The organism is Achromobacter insuavis, from assembly GCF_902859645.1.
Classification (GTDB): Bacteria; Pseudomonadota; Gammaproteobacteria; order Burkholderiales; family Burkholderiaceae_B; genus Achromobacter; species Achromobacter insuavis.
In genome coordinates, this window is record NZ_CADIJR010000007.1 from 114,345 (window position 1) to 136,713 (window position 22,369).

Consider the following 22,369-nt stretch of genomic DNA (forward strand, 5'->3'; position numbering starts at 1 on the left):
GGCGATCGAGCCGGCGTCGGATCGGAAGCAGGGAATTCAGTGCAGCGTGTGCGGCCGGATCAGCCCGACCGCGATGCCTTCCAGCGCGAATTCCTGGTCGGCCTCGACCACGATGACATTGAAATCGGGGTTCTCGGGCAGCAGTTCGATGCGGCCGTTCTGGCGCTGCAGGCGCTTGACGGTGACGTCGTCACCCAGCCGCGCCACCACGATCTGGCCGTTGCGGGCCTCGGACACCTTCTTGACGGCCAGCAGGTCGCCTTCGAGGATGCCGGCGTCGCGCATGCTCATGCCGCGCACCTTGAGCAGGTAGTCGGGGGCCTGCGCGAACAGGCTGGTATCGACGCCGATCTCGCGTTCGACGTGCTCGGCCGCCAGGATCGGGCTGCCGGCGGCCACGCGGCCCACCAGCGGCAGCAGCAGCTGCGCCAGGCCGGGAAGGGGCAGCGGCGCCTGGGTCTGGGCGGGCGAGGCGTCCTTCAGGCGGATGCCGCGCGAAGCGCCGGCCGTGAGCTCGATGGCGCCCTTGCGGGCCAGCGCCTTCAGATGGTCTTCGGCCGCATTGGGCGAGCGGAATCCGAGGGCCTGGGCGATCTCGGCGCGGGTGGGCGGAAAGCCGGTGCGCGCGACGGTCTGCCGGATGAGGTCCAGGATTTGCTGTTGACGATCAGTGAGTTTGCTGGCCATGGCGATGATCCGTTGGTGAGTCGGACTGTACATATATACAGCGGCATTCTGGGGGACATAACGCAAAAATGCAAGCGTTGATCGGCCCGGTAATGTGACAGGCAATGAAAACGGGACCCGAAGGTCCCGTTTGAGGGTGTTGCTGGCGGTGTGTCTTACAGCACCGCGGCGATGCCCTTGGCCACCTGGTCGATGTTGCCGCTGTTGAGCGCGGCGACGCAGATGCGACCGCTGGAGACGGCGTAGACGCCGTGCTCTTCGCGCAGGCGATCCACCTGGGCCGAGGTCAGGCCCGAGTAGGAGAACATGCCGCGCTGCTCCAGCACGAAGCTGAAGTCCTGCTTGCCGCCGTGTTCCTTGATCTTCTCGACCAGCTGCTTGCGCATCAGGCGGATGCGGTCGCGCATGGCGCCGAGTTCCTCTTCCCACATGGCGAACAGCTCGGGCGAGTTCAGCACGGTGGAGACGATCGTGCCGCCATGGGTGGGCGGGTTGGAGTAGTTGGTGCGGATGACGCGCTTGAGCTGGCTCAGCACGCGGGCGGCTTCGTCCTTGCTGCCGGCCACGACCGTCAGGGCGCCGACGCGCTCGCCGTACAGCGAGAACGACTTCGAGAACGACGAGCTGATGAACATCGTCAGGTCGAGGTCGGCGAACAGGCGCACGACCGCGGCGTCTTCGCGCAGGCCTTCGCCGAAGCCCTGGTAGGCGATGTCCAGGAACGGCACCAGCTTGTTTTCCTTGACGACCGCGGCGATCTGCTTCCATTGGTCGAAGGTGGGGTCGACGCCGGTCGGGTTGTGGCAGCAGGCGTGCAGCACGACCACGGTGTTGGCCGGCGCGGCCTTCAGGGCGGCCAGCATGCCGTCGAAGTTCAGGCCGCGGGTGGCGGCGTCGTAGTAGGCGTAGGTGCCGACTTCGAAGCCGGCGCGTTCGAACAGCGCGCGGTGGTTTTCCCAGCTGGGATCGCTGATCAGGACCTTGGAGGTCGGCAGCAGCTGGCGCAGGAAGTCGGCGCCGATCTTGAGCGCGCCGGTGCCGCCCAGGGCCTGGGTGGTCAGGACGCGGCCGGCGGCGGCCAGCGGGGAATCCTTGCCGATCAGCAGGGCTTGCGCGCCCTGGTTGTAGCCGGCGATGCCTTCGATCGGCAGGTAGCCGCGGGCGGCGGCGGCCTCGATGCGGGCGATTTCCGCCTTGCGCACGGCGCCCAGCAGGGGAATGCGACCCTGGTCGTCGTAGTACACGCCCACGCCCAGATTGACTTTACCGGGGCGGGTGTCCGCGTTGTATTGTTCGTTCAGACCAAGAATGGGGTCGCGCGGCGCGAGTTCGACGGAATCGAAAAGGGTGCTCATGGGACTCTGCTGAGGGTGAGTGGACGCAGTCGGAAGTGCTGTGGATAATGGGGGGTTTACCCTGGGAACAGTCTAGCATGCCTAAGAGCGCAATAGACCCGAGCGCGGCGGGTGCCGCAGCCATTGGCGCCGTCACCGACGGGGCGGCCGATACGGCCCCTGGCGCTGCCGCGGCGGCCCCAGGCCCGGGGTTCATCGATTACCCCGACAGCCCGTTTCACCTGTACCAACCGTATCCGCCCGCCGGCGACCAGCCGGGCGCAATAGAGGGACTGATCCAGGGCGTGCAGGACGGCCTGATGTACCAGACCCTGCTGGGCGTGACCGGTTCGGGCAAGACCTACACCATGGCCAACGTCATCGCCCAGTTGGGGCGGCCGGCGCTGGTGCTGGCGCCCAACAAGACGCTGGCGGCGCAGCTGTACGCGGAAATGCGCGAGTTCTTCCCCAAGAATGCGGTGGAGTACTTCGTCTCGTACTACGACTACTACCAGCCCGAGGCCTACGTGCCGACGCGCGACCTGTTCATCGAAAAGGACTCGTCGATCAACGAGCACATCGAGCAGATGCGGCTGTCGGCCACCAAGAGCCTGCTGGAACGCCGCGACACCATCATTGTCGGCACCGTGTCGTGCATCTACGGTATCGGCAACCCCGGCGACTACCACGCGATGGTGCTGATCCTGCGCGCCGGCGACCAGATCTCGCGGCGCGAGATTCTGGCGCGGCTGGTGGCCATGCAGTACACCCGCAATGACGCCGAATTCACGCGCGGCGTGTTCCGCGTGCGCGGCGAGACCATCGACATCTTCCCGGCGGAAAGCGCCGAACTGGCGCTGCGCCTGACGCTGTTCGACGACGAGATCGAAAGCCTCGAGCTGTTCGACCCGCTGACCGGCCGCATCCGCCAGAAGCTGCCGCGCTTCACGGTCTATCCCGGTTCGCACTATGTGACGCCGCGCGACACCGTGCTGCGCGCCATCGAGACCATCAAGGAGGAGCTGCGCGAGCGCACCAAGCGCTTCGTCGACGACGGCCATCTGGTCGAGGCCCAGCGCCTGGAGCAGCGCACCCGCTTCGACCTGGAAATGCTGCAGGAACTGGGCTTCTGCAAGGGCATCGAGAACTACTCGCGCCATCTGTCGGGCGCCGCGCCCGGCGAGCCGCCGCCCACGCTGATCGACTACCTGCCGGGCGACGCGCTGATGTTCATCGACGAGAGCCACGTCACCATCGGCCAGCTCAGCGCCATGTACCGGGGCGACCGCTCGCGCAAGGAAACCCTGGTGCAGTATGGCTTCCGCCTGCCGTCGGCGCTGGACAACCGGCCGCTCAAGCTCGAGGAGTTCGAGGCCCGCATGCGCCAGTGCGTGTTCGTGTCGGCCACGCCCGCCGCCTATGAAAAGGAACACGCCGACAACGTGGTCGAGCAGGTGGTGCGGCCCACCGGCCTGGTCGATCCGATCGTCGAGGTGCTGCCGGCCCGCACCCAGGTCGATGATCTGCTGGGGCAGATCAAGGTCCGCACGGGGCAGGGCGACCGCGTGCTGGTCACCACCCTGACCAAGCGCATGGCCGAGGACCTGACCGACTTCCTGACCGAGCACGGCGTGCGGGTGCGCTATCTGCACTCCGATATCGACACCGTCGAACGCGTGGAAATCATCCGCGACCTGCGCCTGGGCACGTTCGACGTGCTGGTGGGCATCAACCTGCTGCGCGAGGGCCTGGATATTCCGGAAGTGTCGCTGGTGGCCATCCTGGATGCCGACAAGGAAGGCTTCCTGCGTTCCGAGCGCAGCCTGATCCAGACGATCGGGCGCGCCGCGCGCAACCTGAACGGCCACGCCATCCTGTACGCCGACCGCATCACCGATTCGATGCAGCGCGCCATGGAGGAAACCAGCCGTCGCCGCGCCAAGCAGCTGCAGTTCAACGCCGACCATGGCATCACCGCCCGTGGCGTGCATAAGGCGGTGCGCGAACTGATCGACGGCATCGTCGCGCCGGTGCAGCACGACGCGCTCGAAGCCGCGGTGCCGGCCGAATTGCTCAAGGACGAGAAGGCCCTGGCGCGCGAAATCAAGCGCCTGGAAAAGCTGATGATGGACCATGCCCGCAACCTCGAGTTCGAGCAGGCCGCCGCCGCCCGCGACGCCCTGACGGCGTTGAAGCAGCGGGTGCTGCTGGACGGCGCGGTATGAACGCAATCCGTATCTAAACGTATCTTTTCGCTGACAACATGCTGAATATTGGAAGAAGTCATCATGTTGTCAGCGGATGTCCGAAATTTGCGCGAATGACGCATCCGCAGCCTTCCGGGGCGTCTCAGATATAGATGTTAACTATATGATTTATTGGCGTTATTTTTGGGTCCGGGCTGGCTTGTAACGGATGGCGAAACCACAAAAAAAGCTTGCCTTATCTCGGGTTTTCCCGCACACTTACTCCCATGATGACCAAGGTACTTTTCGTTTGCATGGGCAATATCTGTCGCTCGCCGAGCGCAGAGGGCGTGTTTCGCCATTTGGTGAACGACGCGGGTTTGGGCGATGTGGTTCGCATCGACTCCGCGGGCACGCACGCGTTTCACATCGGCGAGGCGCCTGATGCCCGGGCGCAGGCCGCAGCGCGCAAGCGCGGCTACGAGATCACGCACTGTGAGGCCCGCCAGGTCACCGCGGAAGACTTCCGCGACTTCGACCTCATCCTCGCCATGGATTGGGACAATCTGTCCGCCATGCAGCAACAGTGCCCCAAGGCGTACCAGCACAAGCTGATGCTGCTGATGCGCTTCGCCAATGAGTTCGAAGAGGCCACCGTGCCCGATCCGTACTACGGCGGTGCCGACGGCTTCGGCAAGGTACTGGACTACCTCGAAGACGCCTGTCAGGGCGTGCTCGAACTGGTCCGCAAGCGCGCTACCCAATACCAGGCGGCTTGATCCCCTGTGCGCCGGGGCGCCCTGCGGGGCGCCTGGCCGATTGGCAGTGAAAAGAACCGCGCGACAGCGCGGTTTTTTCTAGCCGGGAGCCATACCAAATTACTCGGGAATTTGCTATACTTGAGCCAATTACTCGGGTATTGACCGCCGGATTCGCCGGCGGCCATTGCCGAATCACAGGGAATTCACCATGCGGCTAACTACCAAAGGGCGTTTCGCCGTGACTGCCATGATCGATCTGGCTATGCGGCAGCATAGCGGCCCGGTCACTCTTGCGGCCATCAGCCAGCGTCAGAATATTTCGCTTTCCTATCTGGAACAGCTGTTCGGGAAACTGCGCCGCCACGAACTCGTGGACAGCGTGCGCGGCCCCGGCGGCGGTTACTCGCTCGCCCGCCTGGCGCGCAACGTGACCGTGGCCGACATCATCTTCGCCGTCGACGAACCGCTGGACGCGACCAGCTGCGGCGGCAAGCGGGACTGTACGAGCGGCAACGACGGCAAGCCTGGCAAGTGCATGACGCATGAACTCTGGGCCACGTTGAATCGCAAGATGGTCGATTACCTGGATTCGGTGTCGCTGCAAGATCTGGTCGATCAGCAGCGCGTGCGCCAATTGCAGGAAGCCAACAATCAAGCGCAGGCCTGCGCGGTGCGCGTGAATCGGGTGGGAGGCACTAATAACGCCGCCAACGCCCCGACCACCACCGTCGCGGCCAATGCCACCGTATAAGCAGTAGGAGTTGTAGATATGACCACCCGCCCGATTTACCTGGACTACTCGGCCACGACCCCGGTCGACCCGCGCGTCGTCGAAAAGATGGTGCCCTGGCTGTACGAAAGCTTTGGCAACCCCGCTTCGCGCAGCCACTCGTTCGGCTGGGAAGCCGAAGACGCCGTCGAACGTGCCCGCGAGGAAGTCGCCAAGCTGGTGAACGCCGATCCGCGCGAAATCGTCTGGACCTCCGGCGCCACCGAGTCGGACAACCTGGCCATCAAGGGCGCCGCCAACTTCTACGCCGAGCGCGGCAAACACATCATCACCATCAAGACCGAGCACAAGGCCGTGCTCGACACCTGTCGTGAACTCGAGCGCCAGGGCTTTGAAGTGACCTACCTGGACGTCAAGGACAACGGCCTGATCGATCTGGACGTCTTCAAGGCGGCGCTGCGGCCCGACACCGTGCTGGTGTCGGTGATGATGGTGAACAACGAAATCGGCGTCATCCAGGACATCGAAGCCCTGGGCGAGATCTGCCGCGAGAAGGGCATCATCTTCCACGTCGACGCCGCGCAAGCCACCGGCAAGGTCGAGATCGACCTGCAGAAGCTGAAGGTCGACCTGATGGCGTTCTCGGCCCACAAGACCTACGGCCCCAAGGGCATCGGCGCGCTGTACGTGCGCCGCAAGCCGCGTGTGCGCATCGAAGCGCAGATGCACGGCGGCGGCCACGAGCGCGGTTTCCGCTCGGGCACGCTGGCCACGCACCAGATCGTCGGCATGGGCGAGGCCTTCCGCCTGGCCCGTGAAGAAATGGGCACCGAAAACGAGCGCATCCGCATGCTGCGTGATCGCCTCTGGGCTGGCCTGTCGCAGATCGAAGAGGTCTACCTCAACGGCGACATGGACCACCGCGTGCCGCACAACCTGAACGTCAGTTTCAACTATGTCGAAGGCGAGTCCCTGATCATGGCGATCAAGGAACTGGCCGTGTCCAGCGGTTCGGCCTGCACCTCGGCCAGCCTGGAACCTTCCTACGTGCTGCGCGCCCTGGGCCGCAACGACGAGCTGGCGCACAGCTCGATCCGCTTCACGCTGGGCCGCTTCACCACCGAGCAGGAAGTCGACTACACCATCGAACTGCTCAAGAGCCGTGTCGGCAAGCTGCGCGATATGTCGCCGCTGTGGGAAATGGCCAAGGAAGGCATCGATCTGAATACCGTGCAGTGGGCCGCGCACTAAGCGCCCGCGCCAAAGAATACGTGGAGAACTAACATGTCTTACAGCACCAAAGTCCTGGATCACTACGAAAACCCGCGCAACGTCGGTTCGTTCGACAAGTCGGACGACTCGGTGGGCACCGGCATGGTCGGCGCGCCGGCCTGTGGCGACGTCATGAAGCTGCAGATCAAGGTGAACGAAGCCGGCGTCATCGAAGACGCGCGCTTCAAGACCTATGGCTGTGGCTCGGCCATTGCCTCCAGCTCGCTCGTGACCGAATGGGTCAAGGGCAAGACGCTGGACGAAGCGATGAACATCCGCAACACGCAGATCGCCGAAGAACTGGCCCTGCCGCCCGTGAAGGTGCACTGCTCGATCCTGGCCGAAGACGCGATCAAGGCCGCCGTGCAGAACTACAAGGAAAAGCATTCGGTTCCGGCCGAAGCTGTTGCGAGCTGAACATGTCCGTTACCCTGACCCAACAGGCCGCCACCCACATCGGCCGCTACTTGCAAAAGCGCGGCAAGGGGATCGGCTTGCGCCTCGGCGTTAGGACGACGGGTTGTTCCGGCATGGCCTACAAGCTGGAGTACGTGGACGACGCGGCGCCCGAGGACGAGGTGTTCGAGAGCTTCGGCGTGAAGGTGTTCGTCGATCCCAAGAGCCTGGCCTACCTGGACGGCACCGAGCTCGACTACGCCCGCGAAGGCCTGAACGAAGGCTTCAAGTTCCGCAACCCCAACGAGAAGGCGACCTGCGGCTGCGGCGAGTCGTTCACGGTGTAAGTCTTGGCTGGAGACGATCACTTCAGCCTGTTCGGCTTGCCGTCACGCTTCGACCTGGACGCCCAGGCGCTGGAATCGGCGTGGCGCACCGTCGCCGCGCAGGTGCATCCCGACCGCTTTGCCACCGCCAGTCCCGCGGAACGCCGCGTGGCCATGCAGTGGGCGGCGCGCGCCAATGAGGCCTACCGCCAGTTGCGCGATCCGCTGTTGCGGGCGCGCTATCTGTGCGAGCAGGCCGGCGTGGATCTGCAGACCGAGAGCAATACGTCGATGGACACGGCTTTCCTGATGCAGCAGATGACCTGGCGCGAAATGATGGACGATGCGCGCGACGACGCCGGCGTCCTGGCCGCGCTGCGGACCGAGCTGGAGGAAGCCCGGCAGCAGATGCGCACGGTGTTGACGCACCTGCTGGACGAACAGCGCGACTACGCCGCCGCGGGTCTCAAGGTGCGGGAATGGATGTTCGTGGAGAAGCTGGCGCAAGAGCTGGCCCACGCCCATCCCGATTCCTAGCCAACGGGACCGGGCAAGGCCCGGCCGCGAGGCGACCCGGACTTCGCCGCCTACTGAGTAGAAAAGAACAATCATGGCCTTATTGCAGATATCCGAGCCCGGCGAATCGCCCGCGCCGCACCAGCGCAAGCTGGCGGTGGGGATCGACCTGGGCACCACCAATTCCCTGGTTGCCGCGGTGCGCAGCAGCGTTGCCGAAGTCCTGCCCGATGCGCAGGGCCATGTGCTGCTGCCCTCGGCGGTGCGCTATTTTCCCGGCGGCAAGGTCACGACGGGCCGCGAGCCCCTGGCGCAGCAGGCCGAGGATCCGCTGAACACGGTGGTGTCGGTCAAGCGTTTCATGGGCCGTTCGCTGGAAGAGGCGCGCGCCACGCGCGCGCCGTACGAATTCGTGGATGCGCCCGGCATGGTGCGCATCCGCACGGCGCAGGGCGATCTGAGCCCGGTGGAAGTGTCGGCGCAGATCCTGGCGGTGCTGCGCCAGCGCGCCGAGGACGTGCTGGGCGACGACCTGGTGGGCGCCGTCATCACGGTGCCGGCCTATTTCGACGACGCCCAGCGCCAAGCGACCCGCGACGCGGCGCGCCTGGCCGGCCTGAACGTGCTGCGCCTCTTGAACGAGCCGACCGCCGCGGCGATCGCCTACGGCCTGGATAATGCCGCTGAAGGCGTGTATGCCGTCTATGACCTGGGCGGCGGCACTTTCGATATTTCCATCCTGCGGTTGACGCAGGGCGTGTTCGAAGTGATCTCGACCGGCGGCGATACCGCGCTGGGCGGCGATGATTTCGATTCGCTCATTGTCGATCACGTGGTGGCGGCCGCGGGCGCCACCGACCTGACACACGCCGACCGGCGCGGCCTGCTGATGGCGGCGCGCGCGGCGCGCGAGGCGCTGTCGGACGCGCAGGACGCCACGCTGAAACTGACGCTGGCCAACGGCCAGGTCATCGATCACACGCTGACCCGCGCCCAGTTCGAGGCGCTGGCGCAGCCGCTGGTGCAGCGCACGCTGGAGAGCGCGCGCCGGGCGCTGCGCGACGCCGCACTGAAACCCGCCGACGTGCGCGGCGTGGTGATGGTGGGCGGCGCCACGCGCATGCCGGTGGTGCGCGCCGCGGTCGGCGAGATGTTCGGCGCCGAGCCGCTGACCGATCTGGATCCGGACCAGGTGGTGGCGCTGGGCGCCGCGCTGCAGGCCAATCTGCTGGCCGGCAACCGCGCGCCGGGCGAGGACTGGCTGCTGCTGGACGTGACGCCGCTGTCGCTCGGCCTGGAAACCATGGGCGGGCTGGTCGAGCGCGTGATTCCGCGCAACAGCACCATTCCGGTGGCGCGCGCGCAGGAATTCACGACGTTCAAGGATGGCCAGACGGCCATGAGCATCCACGTGCTGCAGGGCGAGCGCGACCTGGTGACGGATTGCCGTTCGCTGGCGCGCTTCGAGCTGCGCGGGATTCCGCCGATGGTGGCGGGCGCCGCGCGCATCCGCGTGACGTTCCAGGTGGACGCCGATGGCCTGTTGAGCGTGACCGCGCGTGAACAGAGCACGGGCGTGGAAGCGGCGGTGTCGGTCAAGCCATCGTATGGCCTGAGCGACGACGAAGTCGCGCGCATGCTGGCCGATAGCGTGGCGCAGGCCGACAACGATGCCCGCGCCCGCATGCTGCGCGAGCAGCAGGTGGAAGCGCGCCAGCTGGTCGAATCGGTGCAGGCCGCGCTGGCGGTGGACGGCGACCTGCTGAACGCAGAGGAACGCCAACGGGTCGATGAATGCCTGCAGGCGGCCGCCCGCGCCCAGGAGGCGCAGGACGTGGACGCGGTGAAGGCCACGGTCGAGGCCCTGTCGGCCGCGACCGATGAATTCGCCGCGCGCCGCATGGACCGCAGCATCCGCGCCGCGCTGGCCGGCCGCAAACTTGACGAAATCGCCTGATAAGAAGCTATGCCGAAACTGACTGTACTGCCTCATCCCGACTACTGCCCCGAGGGCGCCGTGATCGAGGACGCGCCCAAGGGCGTGTCGATCTGCCGCGTCCTGCTGGACAACCACATCGACATCGAACACGCCTGCGAGCTGTCGTGCGCGTGTACGACCTGTCACGTGGTGGTCAAGCAGGGTTATGCTTCGCTGGAAGACGCGACCGACGACGAAGAGGATCTGCTGGACAAGGCCTGGGGCCTGACGCCGACCTCGCGCCTGTCGTGCCAGGCATTGGTGACGGACGCCGACCTGACGGTGGAGATTCCCAAGTACACCATCAACCACGCGAAAGAGGGCCATTGATGAAGTGGACCGATACTTACCAGATCGCCGAGGCGCTGGCGGATACGCATCCGGATGTCGACCCCAAGACGCTGCGTTTCACGCAGCTGCGCGAATGGGTGCTGGCCTTGCCGGGCTTCAATGACGACCCGGAACGCAGCGGCGAGAAGATCCTGGAGGCCATCCAGATGGCCTGGATCGACGAGGCCGACTGATCCTGGCGCGAAACGCTCCCCTCGGGGAGCGTTTTTTGCATTGGGGCCGCGCACGCGGGGTATCATCAAGGCTCTCTTCGTTGTCCTTGCCCTGAGTCTACCGATGCCCGCTGCTCCCCTGCGCTTTGGCCTGGCCGCCAACCGGCTGCACCATGAATCGCCCGACGCCGCCTTGTTCACCTGGCTGCGGGCCTGTTCGTCCACCATCCGCGAACTGGGCGTGCAGTTGCATACCGTGGGCCGCACCCACGATGCCATCGTGCGCGAGGGCATGCTGCAAGGCTATTCCGGCCTGATCCGCTATCCGTATGGCCGCGAAGGCGGGCTGATGAAGCTGGTGGCGCGCGTGACCGAGGGCCGCGATGGGCAGGAGCCGTTCGATGGCGCGATCTACCTGATCGATCCGGTGGACCCGTCGTCGATCTTTCCCGAGGCGCTGGCGCTCAAGCGCCAGTGCATCACGCATGGCCGGCCGTTCATCTCGACGCTGGCCGGCGCCATCGAGTGGATGGAGGTCGAGCGCGTGCATGCGGGCCTGGCGCCGGACATGGCGGCGTCGCGGCTGTTCAATTACACCGGCCAGACGCTGGCGCTGATCGCGCACGATGCGCTCAAGGACGAGATGGTGGCGTTCGCCGCCGAGCACTTCGACGTGCTGTCGCAATTCGCGCGGCGCGTGGCCACCGGCACCACCGGCGGCCGCCTGAACGAACTGGCCTGGTCGCGCGGCTGGCCCAAGGACACGCCGTGGGTGCACCGCTACCTGAGCGGTCCGCTGGGCGGCGATGCGCAGATCGCGGAACTGGTGCTGGAGCACCAGTGCCAGCGCGTCATCTTCTTCGAAGATCCCCATGTGGCGCGCCAGCATGAGGCCGATATCCAGCTGCTCGAACGCGCGGTGCGCGTGGTGACGGAGTCGGCCACCTGCGCGACCTCGCCATCGGTGGCGCGGCGCTGGGCCAAGGCGGTGGAGTTGCGCGCCGGGCGCGGTTGACCCGGTTGCGTGTTGTCGAGGCGCCCTGTGGGGCGCCTTTTTTCTTGTCGTTTTCCCTGATGGGGCGGGACGTTTGGGGCGTTTTGCCCGTGGGCGGCCTGTTGTAAACAGGGGAAGTCTTTCCTTTTGTAGGGAAAAGGAACGATTTCAATAACGAGAAACATTAACATCTGGCTCTTCAAATTTCATCAAGGGGAGCCACGTCGATGTTTGATCCTGCCATGTCCCGCCGCGCCAGCCTGGCGGCGGCGTTGAGCCTGCTGCCGGCCGCGCTGGTCGCGCAGTCCGCGCCCGTCGAACCGACCACGTTGCCGTCGGTCAAGGTGGAAGGCAGCGCGGAGACGGCGACCAGCCCGGTGCTGGGCTACGCCGCCACGCGTTCGGCCACGGCCACCAAGACGGACACGCCGCTGAACGAGACGGCGCAGTCGATCACCGTGGTGCCGCGCGACCAGATCGTGGACCAGGGCGCCACCAGCCTGCAGGAGGCGCTGGGCTATGCGGCCGGCGTGCGCTCCGACGCCTACGGCCTGGATTCGCGCAGCGACAGCGTGCGGGTGCGCGGGACCGATGTCGACGTCTACCTGGACGGCATGCGCCAGGCGTTCGATTACTACACCAGCACGACCCGCCCCGATCCGTACATGCTGGAACGCATCGAGGTGCTGCGCGGGCCGGCGGCCATGACGTATGGCCAGGGCAGCACGGGCGGCCTGATCAACATGGTCAGCAAGCGGCCGTTGGCCGAGGCGCAGCGCGAGGTCGGCGTGCAGGTGGGCAACCATGGGCGCAAGCAGGCGCAGATCGACCTGACGGGGCCGGTCACCGAGGATGGCCAATGGCTGTACCGCCTGGTGGCGTTGCAGCGCGATGCCGACACCCAGGTGCACCATGTGCCGGACGACCGAACGCTGGTGGCGCCGTCGCTGACCTGGCGGCCGAGCGCGGCGACGACGCTGACGCTGCAGGCGCTGTACCAGAAGGACAAGTCGGGTTCGACCGCGCAGTTCATGCCGTGGTCGGGCATGCGCACGCCGAATCCGAACGGCATGATTCCGACTTATCGCTTCATCGGCGAACCGGACCATGACCGCTACGATTCCGAGCGCCGCAGTTTCGGCTGGCTGTTCGAGCACCAGTTCAACGACAAGTGGTCGTTCAGCCAGGGTTTCCGCCACGCCAACAACAAGGTGACGTACTTCACGCACTACGCGGATGCGTTCTCGGTGCCCGGCGGCTGGGCGGATGATCCGATCAACCAGCGCATCATCGGCCGCTATGCCGATGACACCATCACCAAGGTGCGCATGGACACGCTGGACCAGCATCTGACGGGCGAGGTGAGCACCGGCGCGGTGACGCACAAGCTGTTGTTGGGGCTGGACTGGTCGCGCTACCGGCGCGACCGCCAGAGCGGCAGCGGCAAGGATACGATCGACGCCTATGATCCGGTGTACGGCAATGGCTATATCCCCGAGCTGACCGGCGAGCCGCGCTTCACGCAGCGCCAGACGGGCCTCTACCTGCAGGACCAGATGAAGATCGGCCAGCACTGGATCGTGACGGCGGGTCTGCGGTACGACCGCGCGCGCAGCCAGCTCGAAGGCGGCGAGGTGGACAAGGCGCAGGCCACCACCAAGCGGTTCGGGCTGATGTACGCCGCCAGCAATGGCTGGTCGCCATACATCAGCTACAGCGAATCGTTCACGCCGGTGGCCAGCACCACGCGCAGCACGCCCGACGGCGCCGTGCCCGAGCTGTACAAGCCGCTGCGCGGCAAACAGTGGGAAGCGGGCGTCAAGTACCAGTCGGCGGATGGCGCCCACCTGGCCACCGCGTCGGTGTACGACCTGCGCGAGAAGAACCGCCTGGTGCCGGATCCGACGGCGGCGTTGAACAACATCCAGACCGGCAAGACGCGCACGCGCGGCCTGGAGCTGGAATGGCGCGGCCAGGTGACGTCGTCGTTCGACGTGATCGCGCACTACAACTACATCGATCTGGATCCGCAGCTGGAAGGCATTCCGCGCCATCAGGCCGCGGCGTGGGGGCGCTACCGTTTCGCGCTCGACAACCTGGATGGGCGCTTCACGGTGGGCGCGGGCACCCGCTGGATGGCGTCGTTCCGCGATGGCGATGGGCCGAAGCTGGCGCCGGTGTGGCTGGTGGACGCCATGATGGCGTACGAGACCAACCACTGGCGCTATGCCTTGAACGTCAACAACCTGACCGACAAGACCTATCTGGCGACGTGCCTGTCGCGCGGCGATTGCTGGTACGGCGCGCGCCGCAGCGCGATCGCCAGCGTCACCTACAAGTTCTGACGCGGGCCGTCAGCGGCCCTGGAAGCGCGGCGCGCGTTTTTCACGGAAGGCGCGCACGCCTTCGGCGAAATCCTCGCGCCGCGCGGTCTCCAGGAAGCAGGCGGTTTCTTCGGCCAGCTGCGTTTCGAGCGGGGCGTGCGCGGCGTTGCGCAGCAGGTGCTTGGCGCCGGCGATGCCGTGCGGCGCGTGGCTGGCGAGCTGACTGGCATAGGCCTGCGCCTGTTGCGCGAGCAGGCCCGTGTCGGCGACGCGGTTGAGCAGGCCCCAGTCCAATGCATCGGCGGCGCTGAAGGCGTCGTGGCGCAGCAGCAGGTCGAGCGCGCGGCGCGGGCCGAGCAGGCGGTTCAGGCCATGCGTCATGCCGGCGTCGGGCGTGGCGCCGAGCTTCAGGTAGGCCGTCATGAAGCGCGTGTCGGCCTCGGCGATGGCCAGGTCGCAGGCCAGCACCAGCGACAGGCCGGCGCCCGCGGCGACGCCGTGGACCTGCGCCAGCCAGAGCGAGTCCATGCGCGCGACGTGCGCGACGAAATCGTTGAGCGGCGTGAACAGGTCGAGCAGCTTGCCGCGCACCGCGTTGACGTCGCCTTCGAACAGTGTGATGTCGCCGCCGGCGCAGAAGGCCTTGCCGGCGCCGCGCAGCAGCACGACCCGGATGTCGGCGCGCGTTTCGAGCCATTGGGCGGCGCGTTGCAGGTCCAGCGCCATGGCGACGTCGATGGCGTTGAGCGTGGCGGGCTGGTTCAGCGTGAGCGTGGCGATGCCGTCGCCGGCTTCCAGCAAGAGGGTGGGAAAGACGGGCAAGGGTGGGTTCATGGCTTGTCTCCGTTATCGGGTAAATACCAACTTTCGATCCAAAAACCACGATGCTATGGTCGGAACCAAGCGCTTGCTCGGTTGCCGTCCGCCACGCAAGCGTAACGCATAGAACGATTTTCCGGCGCTGTACAGCGTAGGTAAAGACAGGTTCGCCGCATCGCCTGCCTCGGGGCTACGCTGATTCACCGCCAATAGAAAAACAGCTTCGCGATCAACAGCGAGGAGACAAAGGTGGATCAATCCGATAGCCCTCCCTTGCTGGAGGTGGATGGGGTCACGTTGGCGTTCGGCGGGGTCAAGGCGCTCACGGGCGTGGGCTTTCGCGTCGCGCCGGGATCCATCACCACGGTCATCGGCCCCAATGGCGCGGGCAAGACCTCGCTGTTCAACACCATCTCGGGTTTCTACCGGCCGGCCGCGGGCACCATCCGCTTCCTGGGCCGCGACATCACGCGCGTGGCCGCGCCGGAGCGCGCCCGCCTGGGGCTGGCGCGCAGCTTCCAGAACATCGCGCTGTTCCGCGGCATGACGGTGCTGGACAACATCAAGCTGGGGCGCCACGCCCACCTGCGCACCAATGTGCTCGATGCGCTGTTCTACCTCGGCCGGGCGCGGCGCGAGGAGATGGCGCTGCGCGCCGATATCGAAGAACGCATCATCGACTTCCTGGAGATCGACCACATCCGCCATGCGCCGGTGGCGGCGCTGTCGTACGGGCTGCGCAAGCGGGTGGAGCTGGCGCGGGCGCTGGCGATGCAGCCCAAGGTGCTGATGCTGGACGAGCCGGTGGCGGGCATGAACCGCGAGGAGACCGACGACATGGCGCGCTTCATCCTCGACGCGCGCGCCGAGTGGGGCGTGACGGTGCTGATGGTGGAGCACGACATGGGCATGGTGATGGACCTGTCGGACCACGTGGTGGTGCTGAACTTCGGCCAGGTGATCGCCGATGGCACGCCGGCGGCGGTGCAGGCCGATCCCGAGGTCATCAAGGCCTATCTGGGCGCGGGCGACGTCGGCGACCTGCGCCGGCGGCTGCGCGAGGCGGCCTGATGGACGGTCTGTTCTTCCTGGAGGTGACGCTGGCGGGGCTGGGCAGCGGCGGCCTGTACGCGCTGGCGGCGCTGGCGTTCGTGATCGTCTACAAGGCGACGCGGGTGGTGAACATCGCCATCGGCGAATTCCTGATGATGGGCGCCTATGTGTTCTATGCCTTCGCCGCCGGCATGGCCTGGCCGGTGTGGGCGGCGATCGCCGGGGCGGTGGCGCTGTCGGCCGTGCTGGGCGCGGTGGTGGAGCGGGTGACGATCCGGCCGATGCTGGGCGAATCGCCGATCTCGGTGTTCATGATTACCGTGGGGTTGGCGTCGATCCTGGTGGGCGTGGTGGAACTGATCTGGACCGCGGACCAGCGCCGCCTGCCGGAGTTCATGCCGCGCGCGCCGGTGATGGTGGGCGAGGCGTTCGTCGCGCCCAAGGTGTTCTACGGCTTCTGGGTGGCGCTGGCGCTGGTGCTGCTGGTGCTGGCGGTGTTCCGCTACTGGCGCGGCGGGGTGGCGTTGCGCGCCACCGCGTCGGACCAGGGGGCGGCGTATGCGATGGGCATCAACGTGCCGCGGGTGTTCTCGCTGTCGTGGGCGGCGGCGGGCGCGATCGCGGCGGTGTCGGGGGTGATCGTGGGGGCGATCGGCGGCATCTCGTCGTCGATGGGCGTGTTCGGCCTGTCGGTGCTGGTGGTGGTGATCGTGGGCGGGCTGGACAGCGTGGCCGGGGCGCTGGTGGGGGGCATCTTCATCGGGCTGCTGGAGGCCTGGGCCGGCGCCTACCTGGGCGGCGAATACAAACTGCTGGCGACCTTCGTGGTGCTGGTGGCGGTGCTGATGATGCGGCCCTACGGGCTGTTCGGCACGCGCGAAATCGAGAGGCTGTAGCCATGCGCATCGCGACCGCGAAAGAGACCTACCGGGCCGACGAGGCGCTGTTCGACACAACAACCCAGCGGCTGTGGCTGGCGTCGCTGGCGGCGTCGCTGGCGCTGTTCCCGTTCGTGGCCGACGCCTACTGGCTGTACCTGGCGTGCCTGGTGGCGATCAACGTGGCCAGCGCCACGGGGTTGAACATCCTGACCGGCTACACCGGGCTGGTGAGCCTGGGGCAGGCCGCGTTCATGGGGCTGGGCGCGTATACGGTGGCGGTGATGGAACTGCGGCTGGGCACGCCGGTGTTGCTCAACCTGCTGGGCGCGGGCGTGGTGGCGATGCTGGGCGGGTTGCTGGTGGGGATTCCGTCGCTGCGGGTCAAGGGGCTGTACCTGGCGATCTCGACCATCGCGGCGTCTTTCATCGCGCACTTCGTGTTCGCGAATTGGGCCTTCACTGGCGGCACGGGCGGCTTGCAGGTGCCGCCGGCGCGGCTGCTGGGGATCGATCTGGACACGTCGTTCAAGATCTATTGGCTGATCGTGCCGTTGACGGCGCTGATGGTGCTGGGCGCGGCCAACCTGTTCCGCACGCGCATCGGCCGCGCGTTCATCGCGATCCGCGACCGCGACATTTCCGCCGAGGTGCTGGGCATCCATCTGCTGCGCTACAAGCTGCTGTCGTTCGGGCTGTCGTCGTTCTATGCGGGCGTGGCGGGCGGCCTGTGGGCGTATTTCTTCCGCGTGGTCACGCCGGAGAGCTTTCCGCTGATCATGTCGATCTTCTTCCTGGCGGCCATCATCGTGGGCGGCATGGGGTCGATCCTGGGTTCCATCCTGGGCGCCGTGTTCATGACCATGGTGCCCGAACTGCTCAAGCTGGTGGTGGGCTGGCTGCCGGTGGGGGGCGATGCCCTGCGGCTGATCTCGCCGGTGCGCACCATCGTGTTCGGCCTGCTGATCGTGGGCTTTCTGATCTTCGAGCCGCACGGGCTCGCGGAAATCTGGCGCCGCGTGCGCCGCTACTTCCATCTGTGGCCATTCCGCACCTAGACGGCGGCCGCGTATTCCCAAGAGAACCAGGAGACGAAACCATGAAGCGCATCCGGATAGGCAGCGGTTTATCGAAGTTGCTGGCGCCCTTGGGCGTGGCATTGGCGCTGGCCGCGGCGCCGGCGGCCCAGGCCGAGGAGGACCTGGTGCTGGGCGGCTCGATCCCGCTGAGCGGAGTGTTCGCGTTCGCCGGGCAGGGCATCCATGCCGGCATCACCGACTACGTCAAGATCGTCAACGACCAGGGCGGCATCAAGGGCCGCAAGCTGCGTTACGTGCCGGAGGACACCGCCTACAAGGTGGACGCGTCGGTGGCGGCCTTCAAGAAGATCACCAGCCAGAACAAGGTCAATTTCTACTATGGCGATTCGACCGGGTTCTCCAAGACCATCAATGCCGAACTGAATCGCTCGGGCAACATCCTGATGACGGGGGCCTCGTTCGCGACCGAGCTGAACGACCCGGCCAAGTATCCGGCGCAGTTCATGCTGGGGCCGGACTACACGGAGATGTTCGGCATCCTGCTGCGCTACATCGCCAAGGAGAAGCCGGGCGCCAAGGTGGCGTTCGTGTATTCGGACACCGAGTTCGGCCGCGACCCGATCGCCAGTTCGCGCGCGGTGGCGCAGAAGCTGGGGCTGACGGTGGCCACCGAGATCATGACGCCGCCGGGCAGCGTCGATGTGTCGACCGAGGTCATCAAGCTGCGCCGCGCCGATCCGGACTTCACCATCTTCCACGGCTACGTGCTGGCGCCGATTCCCGAGTTCGTCGGGCAGGGCAAGCGCATGGGCCTGAAGACGCGCTACATGGGCACGTTCTGGACCATGGACAACTCCACCGTGATGCAGATGGGCGAGGACGCCGAGGGCTTCATGGGCGTGATGCCGTACCGCTATTACTACGACGAGACGGCCGATGCGCCGATGCTCAAGAAGATCCGCGAGATGCGGCCGCAATACCAGAGCACCGGCTACATGCAGGGCTTCCTGGCGGCGATGCTGTTCACCGAGGTGGCCAAGCGCACGCTGGAAGCGGGCAAGGAGCTGACCAGCGCCAACATGAAGGCGGCGCTGGAGGGTATCAAGGACTTCGACACCGGCGGACTGATCGGCGTGCCGATCACCATCAAGGGCAATTCGATTCCGGTGGGCCGGATCTATCGCGCCGATACCAAGCAGAAGCAGATGGTGCCGGCTTCCGACTGGATCGTGCTGCAGTGAGGCGCCCGTGACTCCCGGACACGCCGCGTCGCCATCCACGGTGCTGGACATCAACAACATCGAGGTGGTCTACAACAAGGCGGTGCAGGTGCTGCGCGGCCTGTCGCTGTCGGTGCCGGCCGGCGCCATCGTGGCGCTGCTGGGCAGCAACGGCGCCGGCAAGTCGACCACGCTGAAGGCGGTGTCGCGCCTGCTCGACCTGGAGGACGGCGAGCTGGCGCGCGGGCGCATCCTGTTCGACGGCGGCGACACCGCCGGCGCGCGGCCGCAGAACCTGGTGCGCGCCGGGCTGGCGCATGTGATGGAAGGACGCCGTGTGTTCGAGGATCTGTCGGTCGAGGAGAACCTGGTGGCCGCGACCTACGCGCTGAGCGGCAGGCGCGGCGCCAAGGCCGATTTCGATCTGGTGTACGGGTATTTTCCACGCCTGTACGAGCGTCGCCGCGGCCTGGCGGGCTATCTGTCGGGCGGCGAGCAGCAGATGCTGGCGATCGGGCGGGCGCTGATCGCGCAGCCCAAGCTGATGCTGCTGGACGAGCCGTCGCTGGGGTTGTCGCCGATGCTGGTGGAAGCCATTTTTTCCATCATCGCCCGCATCAATCGCGAACAGGGGGTGTCGATGCTGCTGGTCGAGCAGAACGCGTCGGTGGCGCTGGCGGTGGCGCATTACGGCTACATCATGGAGACCGGCAAGGTGGTGATCGACGGCACGGCCGAGAAGCTGGCGGCCGACCCCGACGTGCGCGAGTTCTATCTGGGCGTGGGCGGGTCGGGCGAGGCGCGCGGCTTTCGCGACATCAAGCACTACAAGCGCCGCAAGCGCTGGCTGTCATGAGCGCGCCTGGCGGAGGTTCCCGCGTGAATCCGGATGCCTGGCCGGCGCTGACGCTGCCGCAGATGCTGCGCGAGCAGGCGCGCCGCCAGCCCGACGGCATCGCCGTGCGGCAGAAGGACTTCGGCATCTGGCGGCCGGTGTCGTGGGCGCAGTACTGGCGCGGCGCCTGCCGCGTGGGGCTGGGGCTGCAGGCGGCCGGCCTGTCGCGCGGCGGACGCGTGGCGATCGTGGCGGAGAACCGGCTGGAGTGGCTGTTGACGCAGCTGGGCGCGGGCGCCGCCGGCGGCGTGGCGGTGGGCGTCTACGCGACCAGCCCGGCCGAGGAAATGGGCTATGTGCTGGAGCACGCCGACGTCGAGCTGGTGGTGTGCGAGGACCAGGAGCAGACCGACAAGGTGCTGCAGGTGGCGCATCGCCTGCCGCTGTTGCGCCGCATCGTGGTGATGGAGACCAAGGGCCTGCGCTCCTATGCGCCGGCCGAGCGCGACCGCATCATCGCCTTCGCCGAACTGGAGGCCGACGGCCAGCGGATGGAGGCCGAGGCGCTGCCGGCGTTGAACAGCGTGCTGGACGGGCAGCGGCTGGATGACCTGGGATTGATGATCTATACCTCGGGGTCGACCGGCAAGCCCAAGGGCGCGATGCTGAGCTATCGCAACATGCGCGGCGTGGCGCCGGGGATCGCCGACCGCCTGGGGATGGACGCGGGCAGCGTGCACCTGTCGTATCTGCCGCTGTGCCACGTGGCCGAGCAGATGCTGTCGACCTTCGTGCCCATCTACCTGGGCGCGCAGGTCAATTTCGGCGAGTCGATCCGCACCGTGCAGGAAGACCTGCGCGAAGTGGCGCCGACCGTGTTCCTGGGCGTGCCCCGTATCTGGGAGAAGCTGCACGCGTCGATCTCGATCAAGATGCAGGAGGCCGGGCGCCTGCAGCGCTGGCTGTACCAGCGGGCCATGGCGGCCTGCGCGCCGTTCGCGGAAAAGTCGGCCGGGCAGCGCAATGCGGGCGAACGGCTGACCTACGCCCTGTGGTACTGGCTGGTGTTGCGGGCCCTGCAGAACTTCATCGGCCTGCGGCGCGTGCGGGTGGCGATGACGGGGGCGGCGCCGATCGCGCCCGAGGTGGTGCGCTACTTCCGCAATCTCGGCGTGCCGCTGGTGGAGGTGTATGGCCTGACCGAGTCGACCGGCATGATCTTCGGCCAGCACCCGGACCGTGTGAAGGCGGGCACGGTGGGCGAGCCGATCCTGGGCGTCGAATGGCGCCTGGGCGAGGCGGGTGAATTGCAGATGCGCGGCGAGATGGTGTTCGCGGGCTACTACAAGAACGACGCCGCCACCGCCGACACGGTGCGCGACGGCTGGCTGCACACGGGCGACGTGGCCGCGGTGCGGGACGGCCAGCTGCGCATCGTCGATCGCCTGAAGGACATCATGATCACGGCCGGCGGCAAGAACCTGACGCCGTCCGAGATCGAGAACGCGGTCAAGAGCAGTCCCTACGTGAAGGAGTGCGTGGTCGTCGCCGACGGCCGGCGCTATGTGGCCGCGCTGATCCAGCTGGAGTTCGAGACGGTGGGCAAGTGGGCCGAATCGCAGCGCATCGCCTTCACCCATTTCCGTTCGCTGGCCGAGTGCGCGCAGGTGCGGGAACTGGTGGCCGGCGAGGTGGCGCGCGCCAACGCGGGGCTGGCGCCCGTGGCGCAGATCAAGCGCTTCCATCTGCTGACCAAGGAACTGGATCATGACGATGGCGAGGTGACCGCGACCATGAAGGTGCGGCGCGCCAGCATCTACCGCAGCTACGCGGACGAGATCGAACGGCTGTACGCCGAGGAGACGCCGGCATGAATGACGCGGTGATCGTGGAAGCGGTGCGCACCCCGTTCGGGCGGCGCGGCGGCTGGTGGGCCGATACCCGGCCCGATGACTTGCTGGCCATGGCCATCCAGGGCGTGCTGGCCCGCGCCGGCCTGCCGGCCGGACAGGTGGACGACGTGGTGGCCGGCTGCGTCAGCCAGGCGGGCGAGCAGGGCGCCAACATCGGCCGCCTGGCCGCGCTGCTGGCGGGCCTGCCGCAAACGGTGCCGGGCGTGGCCTTGAACCGCATGTGCGGGTCGAGCCAGCAAGCCGTGCATGTCGGGGCGCAGGCGATTGCCGCGGGCGATATGCGCTACGTGGTGGCGGGCGGCGTCGAGAGCATGAGCCGGGTGCCCATGTTCCTGGACGTGACGCTGGGGCAGGGCGAGTTCCGCGGCTTCGAATCGCTGAACCCCGGACTGCTGCAACGTTATCCCTTGATCCATCAGATCGAGAGCGCGGAGCGTATCGCCGAGCAGTGGCAGTTGCGCCGCGAAGAACTGGACGCGTGGTCGATGCAAAGCCATGCGCGCGCCTGGCAGGCGGCCAGCGCGGGCCGCCACGCCGAGCTGTTGCCGGGGCCGGCCGGCACGCCGGCGCGCGACGAAGGCATCCGCGAGCGCGCCGACCCGGC

At 66.8% G+C, this 22,369-nt stretch carries 22 protein-coding genes; 19 read left to right on the top strand and 3 right to left on the bottom strand.

Annotated elements, in window-relative coordinates:
- Positions 1-36: 36 nt before the first annotated feature.
- Both lexA and H0523_RS06555 read right to left on the bottom strand, forming a co-directional pair.
- Positions 37-687, bottom strand: coding sequence for a transcriptional repressor LexA (gene lexA / locus H0523_RS06550; RefSeq protein WP_054429954.1), 651 nt, complete (start codon positions 685-687; stop codon positions 37-39).
- Between the two features lie 155 nt (positions 688-842).
- Complete coding sequence (locus tag H0523_RS06555; RefSeq protein WP_054429952.1) at positions 843-2,042, bottom strand: amino acid aminotransferase; 1,200 nt, start codon at positions 2,040-2,042, stop codon at positions 843-845.
- A 77-nt stretch (positions 2,043-2,119) separates the two neighbouring features.
- Here H0523_RS06555 and uvrB point away from each other — a divergent pair, with 77 nt between their 5' ends.
- The 12 genes from uvrB to H0523_RS06615 all read left to right on the top strand — a co-directional run bounded on the left by uvrB (position 2,120) and on the right by H0523_RS06615 (position 14,028).
- Positions 2,120-4,246, top strand: coding sequence for an excinuclease ABC subunit UvrB (gene uvrB, locus H0523_RS06560; protein WP_231689756.1), 2,127 nt, complete (start codon positions 2,120-2,122; stop codon positions 4,244-4,246).
- Positions 4,247-4,494: 248 nt separating this feature from the next.
- Positions 4,495-4,986: a low molecular weight protein-tyrosine-phosphatase gene (locus H0523_RS06565; RefSeq protein ID WP_006386176.1), complete on the top strand. Its 492-nt coding sequence runs from the start codon at positions 4,495-4,497 to the stop codon at positions 4,984-4,986.
- Between the two features lie 190 nt (positions 4,987-5,176).
- Positions 5,177-5,719 (top strand): Fe-S cluster assembly transcriptional regulator IscR, encoded by a 543-nt coding sequence (iscR, locus tag H0523_RS06570; RefSeq protein WP_035360559.1) that lies wholly within the window; start codon positions 5,177-5,179, stop codon positions 5,717-5,719.
- A gap of 18 nt (positions 5,720-5,737) precedes the next feature.
- Positions 5,738-6,949: an IscS subfamily cysteine desulfurase gene (locus H0523_RS06575; protein ID WP_006395865.1), complete on the top strand. Its 1,212-nt coding sequence runs from the start codon at positions 5,738-5,740 to the stop codon at positions 6,947-6,949.
- 33 nt (positions 6,950-6,982) lie between these two features.
- A complete protein-coding gene (gene iscU / locus H0523_RS06580) occupies positions 6,983-7,387 on the top strand; it encodes a Fe-S cluster assembly scaffold IscU (protein ID WP_006386173.1) in 405 nt (134 codons plus the stop codon).
- Between the two features lie 2 nt (positions 7,388-7,389).
- Positions 7,390-7,713 (top strand): iron-sulfur cluster assembly protein IscA, encoded by a 324-nt coding sequence (gene iscA, locus H0523_RS06585; protein WP_054429950.1) that lies wholly within the window; start codon positions 7,390-7,392, stop codon positions 7,711-7,713.
- Positions 7,714-7,716: 3 nt separating this feature from the next.
- Positions 7,717-8,229: a Fe-S protein assembly co-chaperone HscB gene (hscB, locus tag H0523_RS06590; protein WP_054429948.1), complete on the top strand. Its 513-nt coding sequence runs from the start codon at positions 7,717-7,719 to the stop codon at positions 8,227-8,229.
- A 73-nt stretch (positions 8,230-8,302) separates the two neighbouring features.
- Positions 8,303-10,165: a Fe-S protein assembly chaperone HscA gene (hscA, locus tag H0523_RS06595; RefSeq protein ID WP_054429946.1), complete on the top strand. Its 1,863-nt coding sequence runs from the start codon at positions 8,303-8,305 to the stop codon at positions 10,163-10,165.
- Between the two features lie 9 nt (positions 10,166-10,174).
- Positions 10,175-10,516, top strand: a complete 342-nt coding sequence (gene fdx / locus H0523_RS06600; protein WP_006395860.1) for an ISC system 2Fe-2S type ferredoxin — start codon at positions 10,175-10,177, stop codon at positions 10,514-10,516.
- The gene (iscX, locus tag H0523_RS06605) at positions 10,516-10,710 is read left to right on the top strand and encodes a Fe-S cluster assembly protein IscX (protein ID WP_006395859.1); all 195 of its coding nucleotides are present in this window, start codon (positions 10,516-10,518) and stop codon (positions 10,708-10,710) included. Before fdx ends, iscX begins: the two co-directional genes overlap by 1 nt.
- Positions 10,711-10,813: 103 nt before the next feature.
- Complete coding sequence (locus H0523_RS06610; protein WP_006395858.1) at positions 10,814-11,704, top strand: methylglyoxal synthase; 891 nt, start codon at positions 10,814-10,816, stop codon at positions 11,702-11,704.
- A gap of 221 nt (positions 11,705-11,925) precedes the next feature.
- A complete protein-coding gene (locus H0523_RS06615; RefSeq protein ID WP_054429944.1) occupies positions 11,926-14,028 on the top strand; it encodes a TonB-dependent siderophore receptor in 2,103 nt (700 codons plus the stop codon).
- Between the two features lie 9 nt (positions 14,029-14,037).
- Here H0523_RS06615 and H0523_RS06620 read toward each other — a convergent pair whose 3' ends face one another.
- Positions 14,038-14,841, bottom strand: coding sequence for an enoyl-CoA hydratase/isomerase family protein (locus tag H0523_RS06620; protein WP_054429942.1), 804 nt, complete (start codon positions 14,839-14,841; stop codon positions 14,038-14,040).
- Positions 14,842-15,099: 258 nt separating this feature from the next.
- Between H0523_RS06620 and H0523_RS06625 the strand changes: the two genes are divergently transcribed.
- From H0523_RS06625 to H0523_RS06655, 7 genes are all read left to right on the top strand, one after another.
- Positions 15,100-15,897, top strand: coding sequence for an ABC transporter ATP-binding protein (locus H0523_RS06625; protein WP_275261062.1), 798 nt, complete (start codon positions 15,100-15,102; stop codon positions 15,895-15,897).
- Positions 15,897-16,775 (top strand): branched-chain amino acid ABC transporter permease, encoded by an 879-nt coding sequence (locus tag H0523_RS06630; RefSeq protein WP_054429938.1) that lies wholly within the window; start codon positions 15,897-15,899, stop codon positions 16,773-16,775. Before H0523_RS06625 ends, H0523_RS06630 begins: the two co-directional genes overlap by 1 nt.
- A 2-nt stretch (positions 16,776-16,777) precedes the next feature.
- On the top strand, positions 16,778-17,815 hold the full coding sequence (locus H0523_RS06635; RefSeq protein WP_054429936.1) for a branched-chain amino acid ABC transporter permease: 1,038 nt from the start codon (positions 16,778-16,780) through the stop codon (positions 17,813-17,815).
- Positions 17,816-17,856: 41 nt separating this feature from the next.
- Positions 17,857-19,038, top strand: coding sequence for an ABC transporter substrate-binding protein (locus H0523_RS06640; protein WP_054429934.1), 1,182 nt, complete (start codon positions 17,857-17,859; stop codon positions 19,036-19,038).
- A 40-nt stretch (positions 19,039-19,078) separates the two neighbouring features.
- Positions 19,079-19,873: an ABC transporter ATP-binding protein gene (locus H0523_RS06645; protein ID WP_054429931.1), complete on the top strand. Its 795-nt coding sequence runs from the start codon at positions 19,079-19,081 to the stop codon at positions 19,871-19,873.
- A gap of 62 nt (positions 19,874-19,935) precedes the next feature.
- A complete protein-coding gene (locus H0523_RS06650; protein ID WP_231689768.1) occupies positions 19,936-21,726 on the top strand; it encodes an AMP-dependent synthetase/ligase in 1,791 nt (596 codons plus the stop codon).
- Positions 21,723-22,369, top strand: a 647-nt coding sequence (locus H0523_RS06655; protein ID WP_180180041.1) for a thiolase family protein, incomplete at its 3' end; no start/stop codon positions are given. The genes H0523_RS06650 and H0523_RS06655, both read left to right, overlap by 4 nt.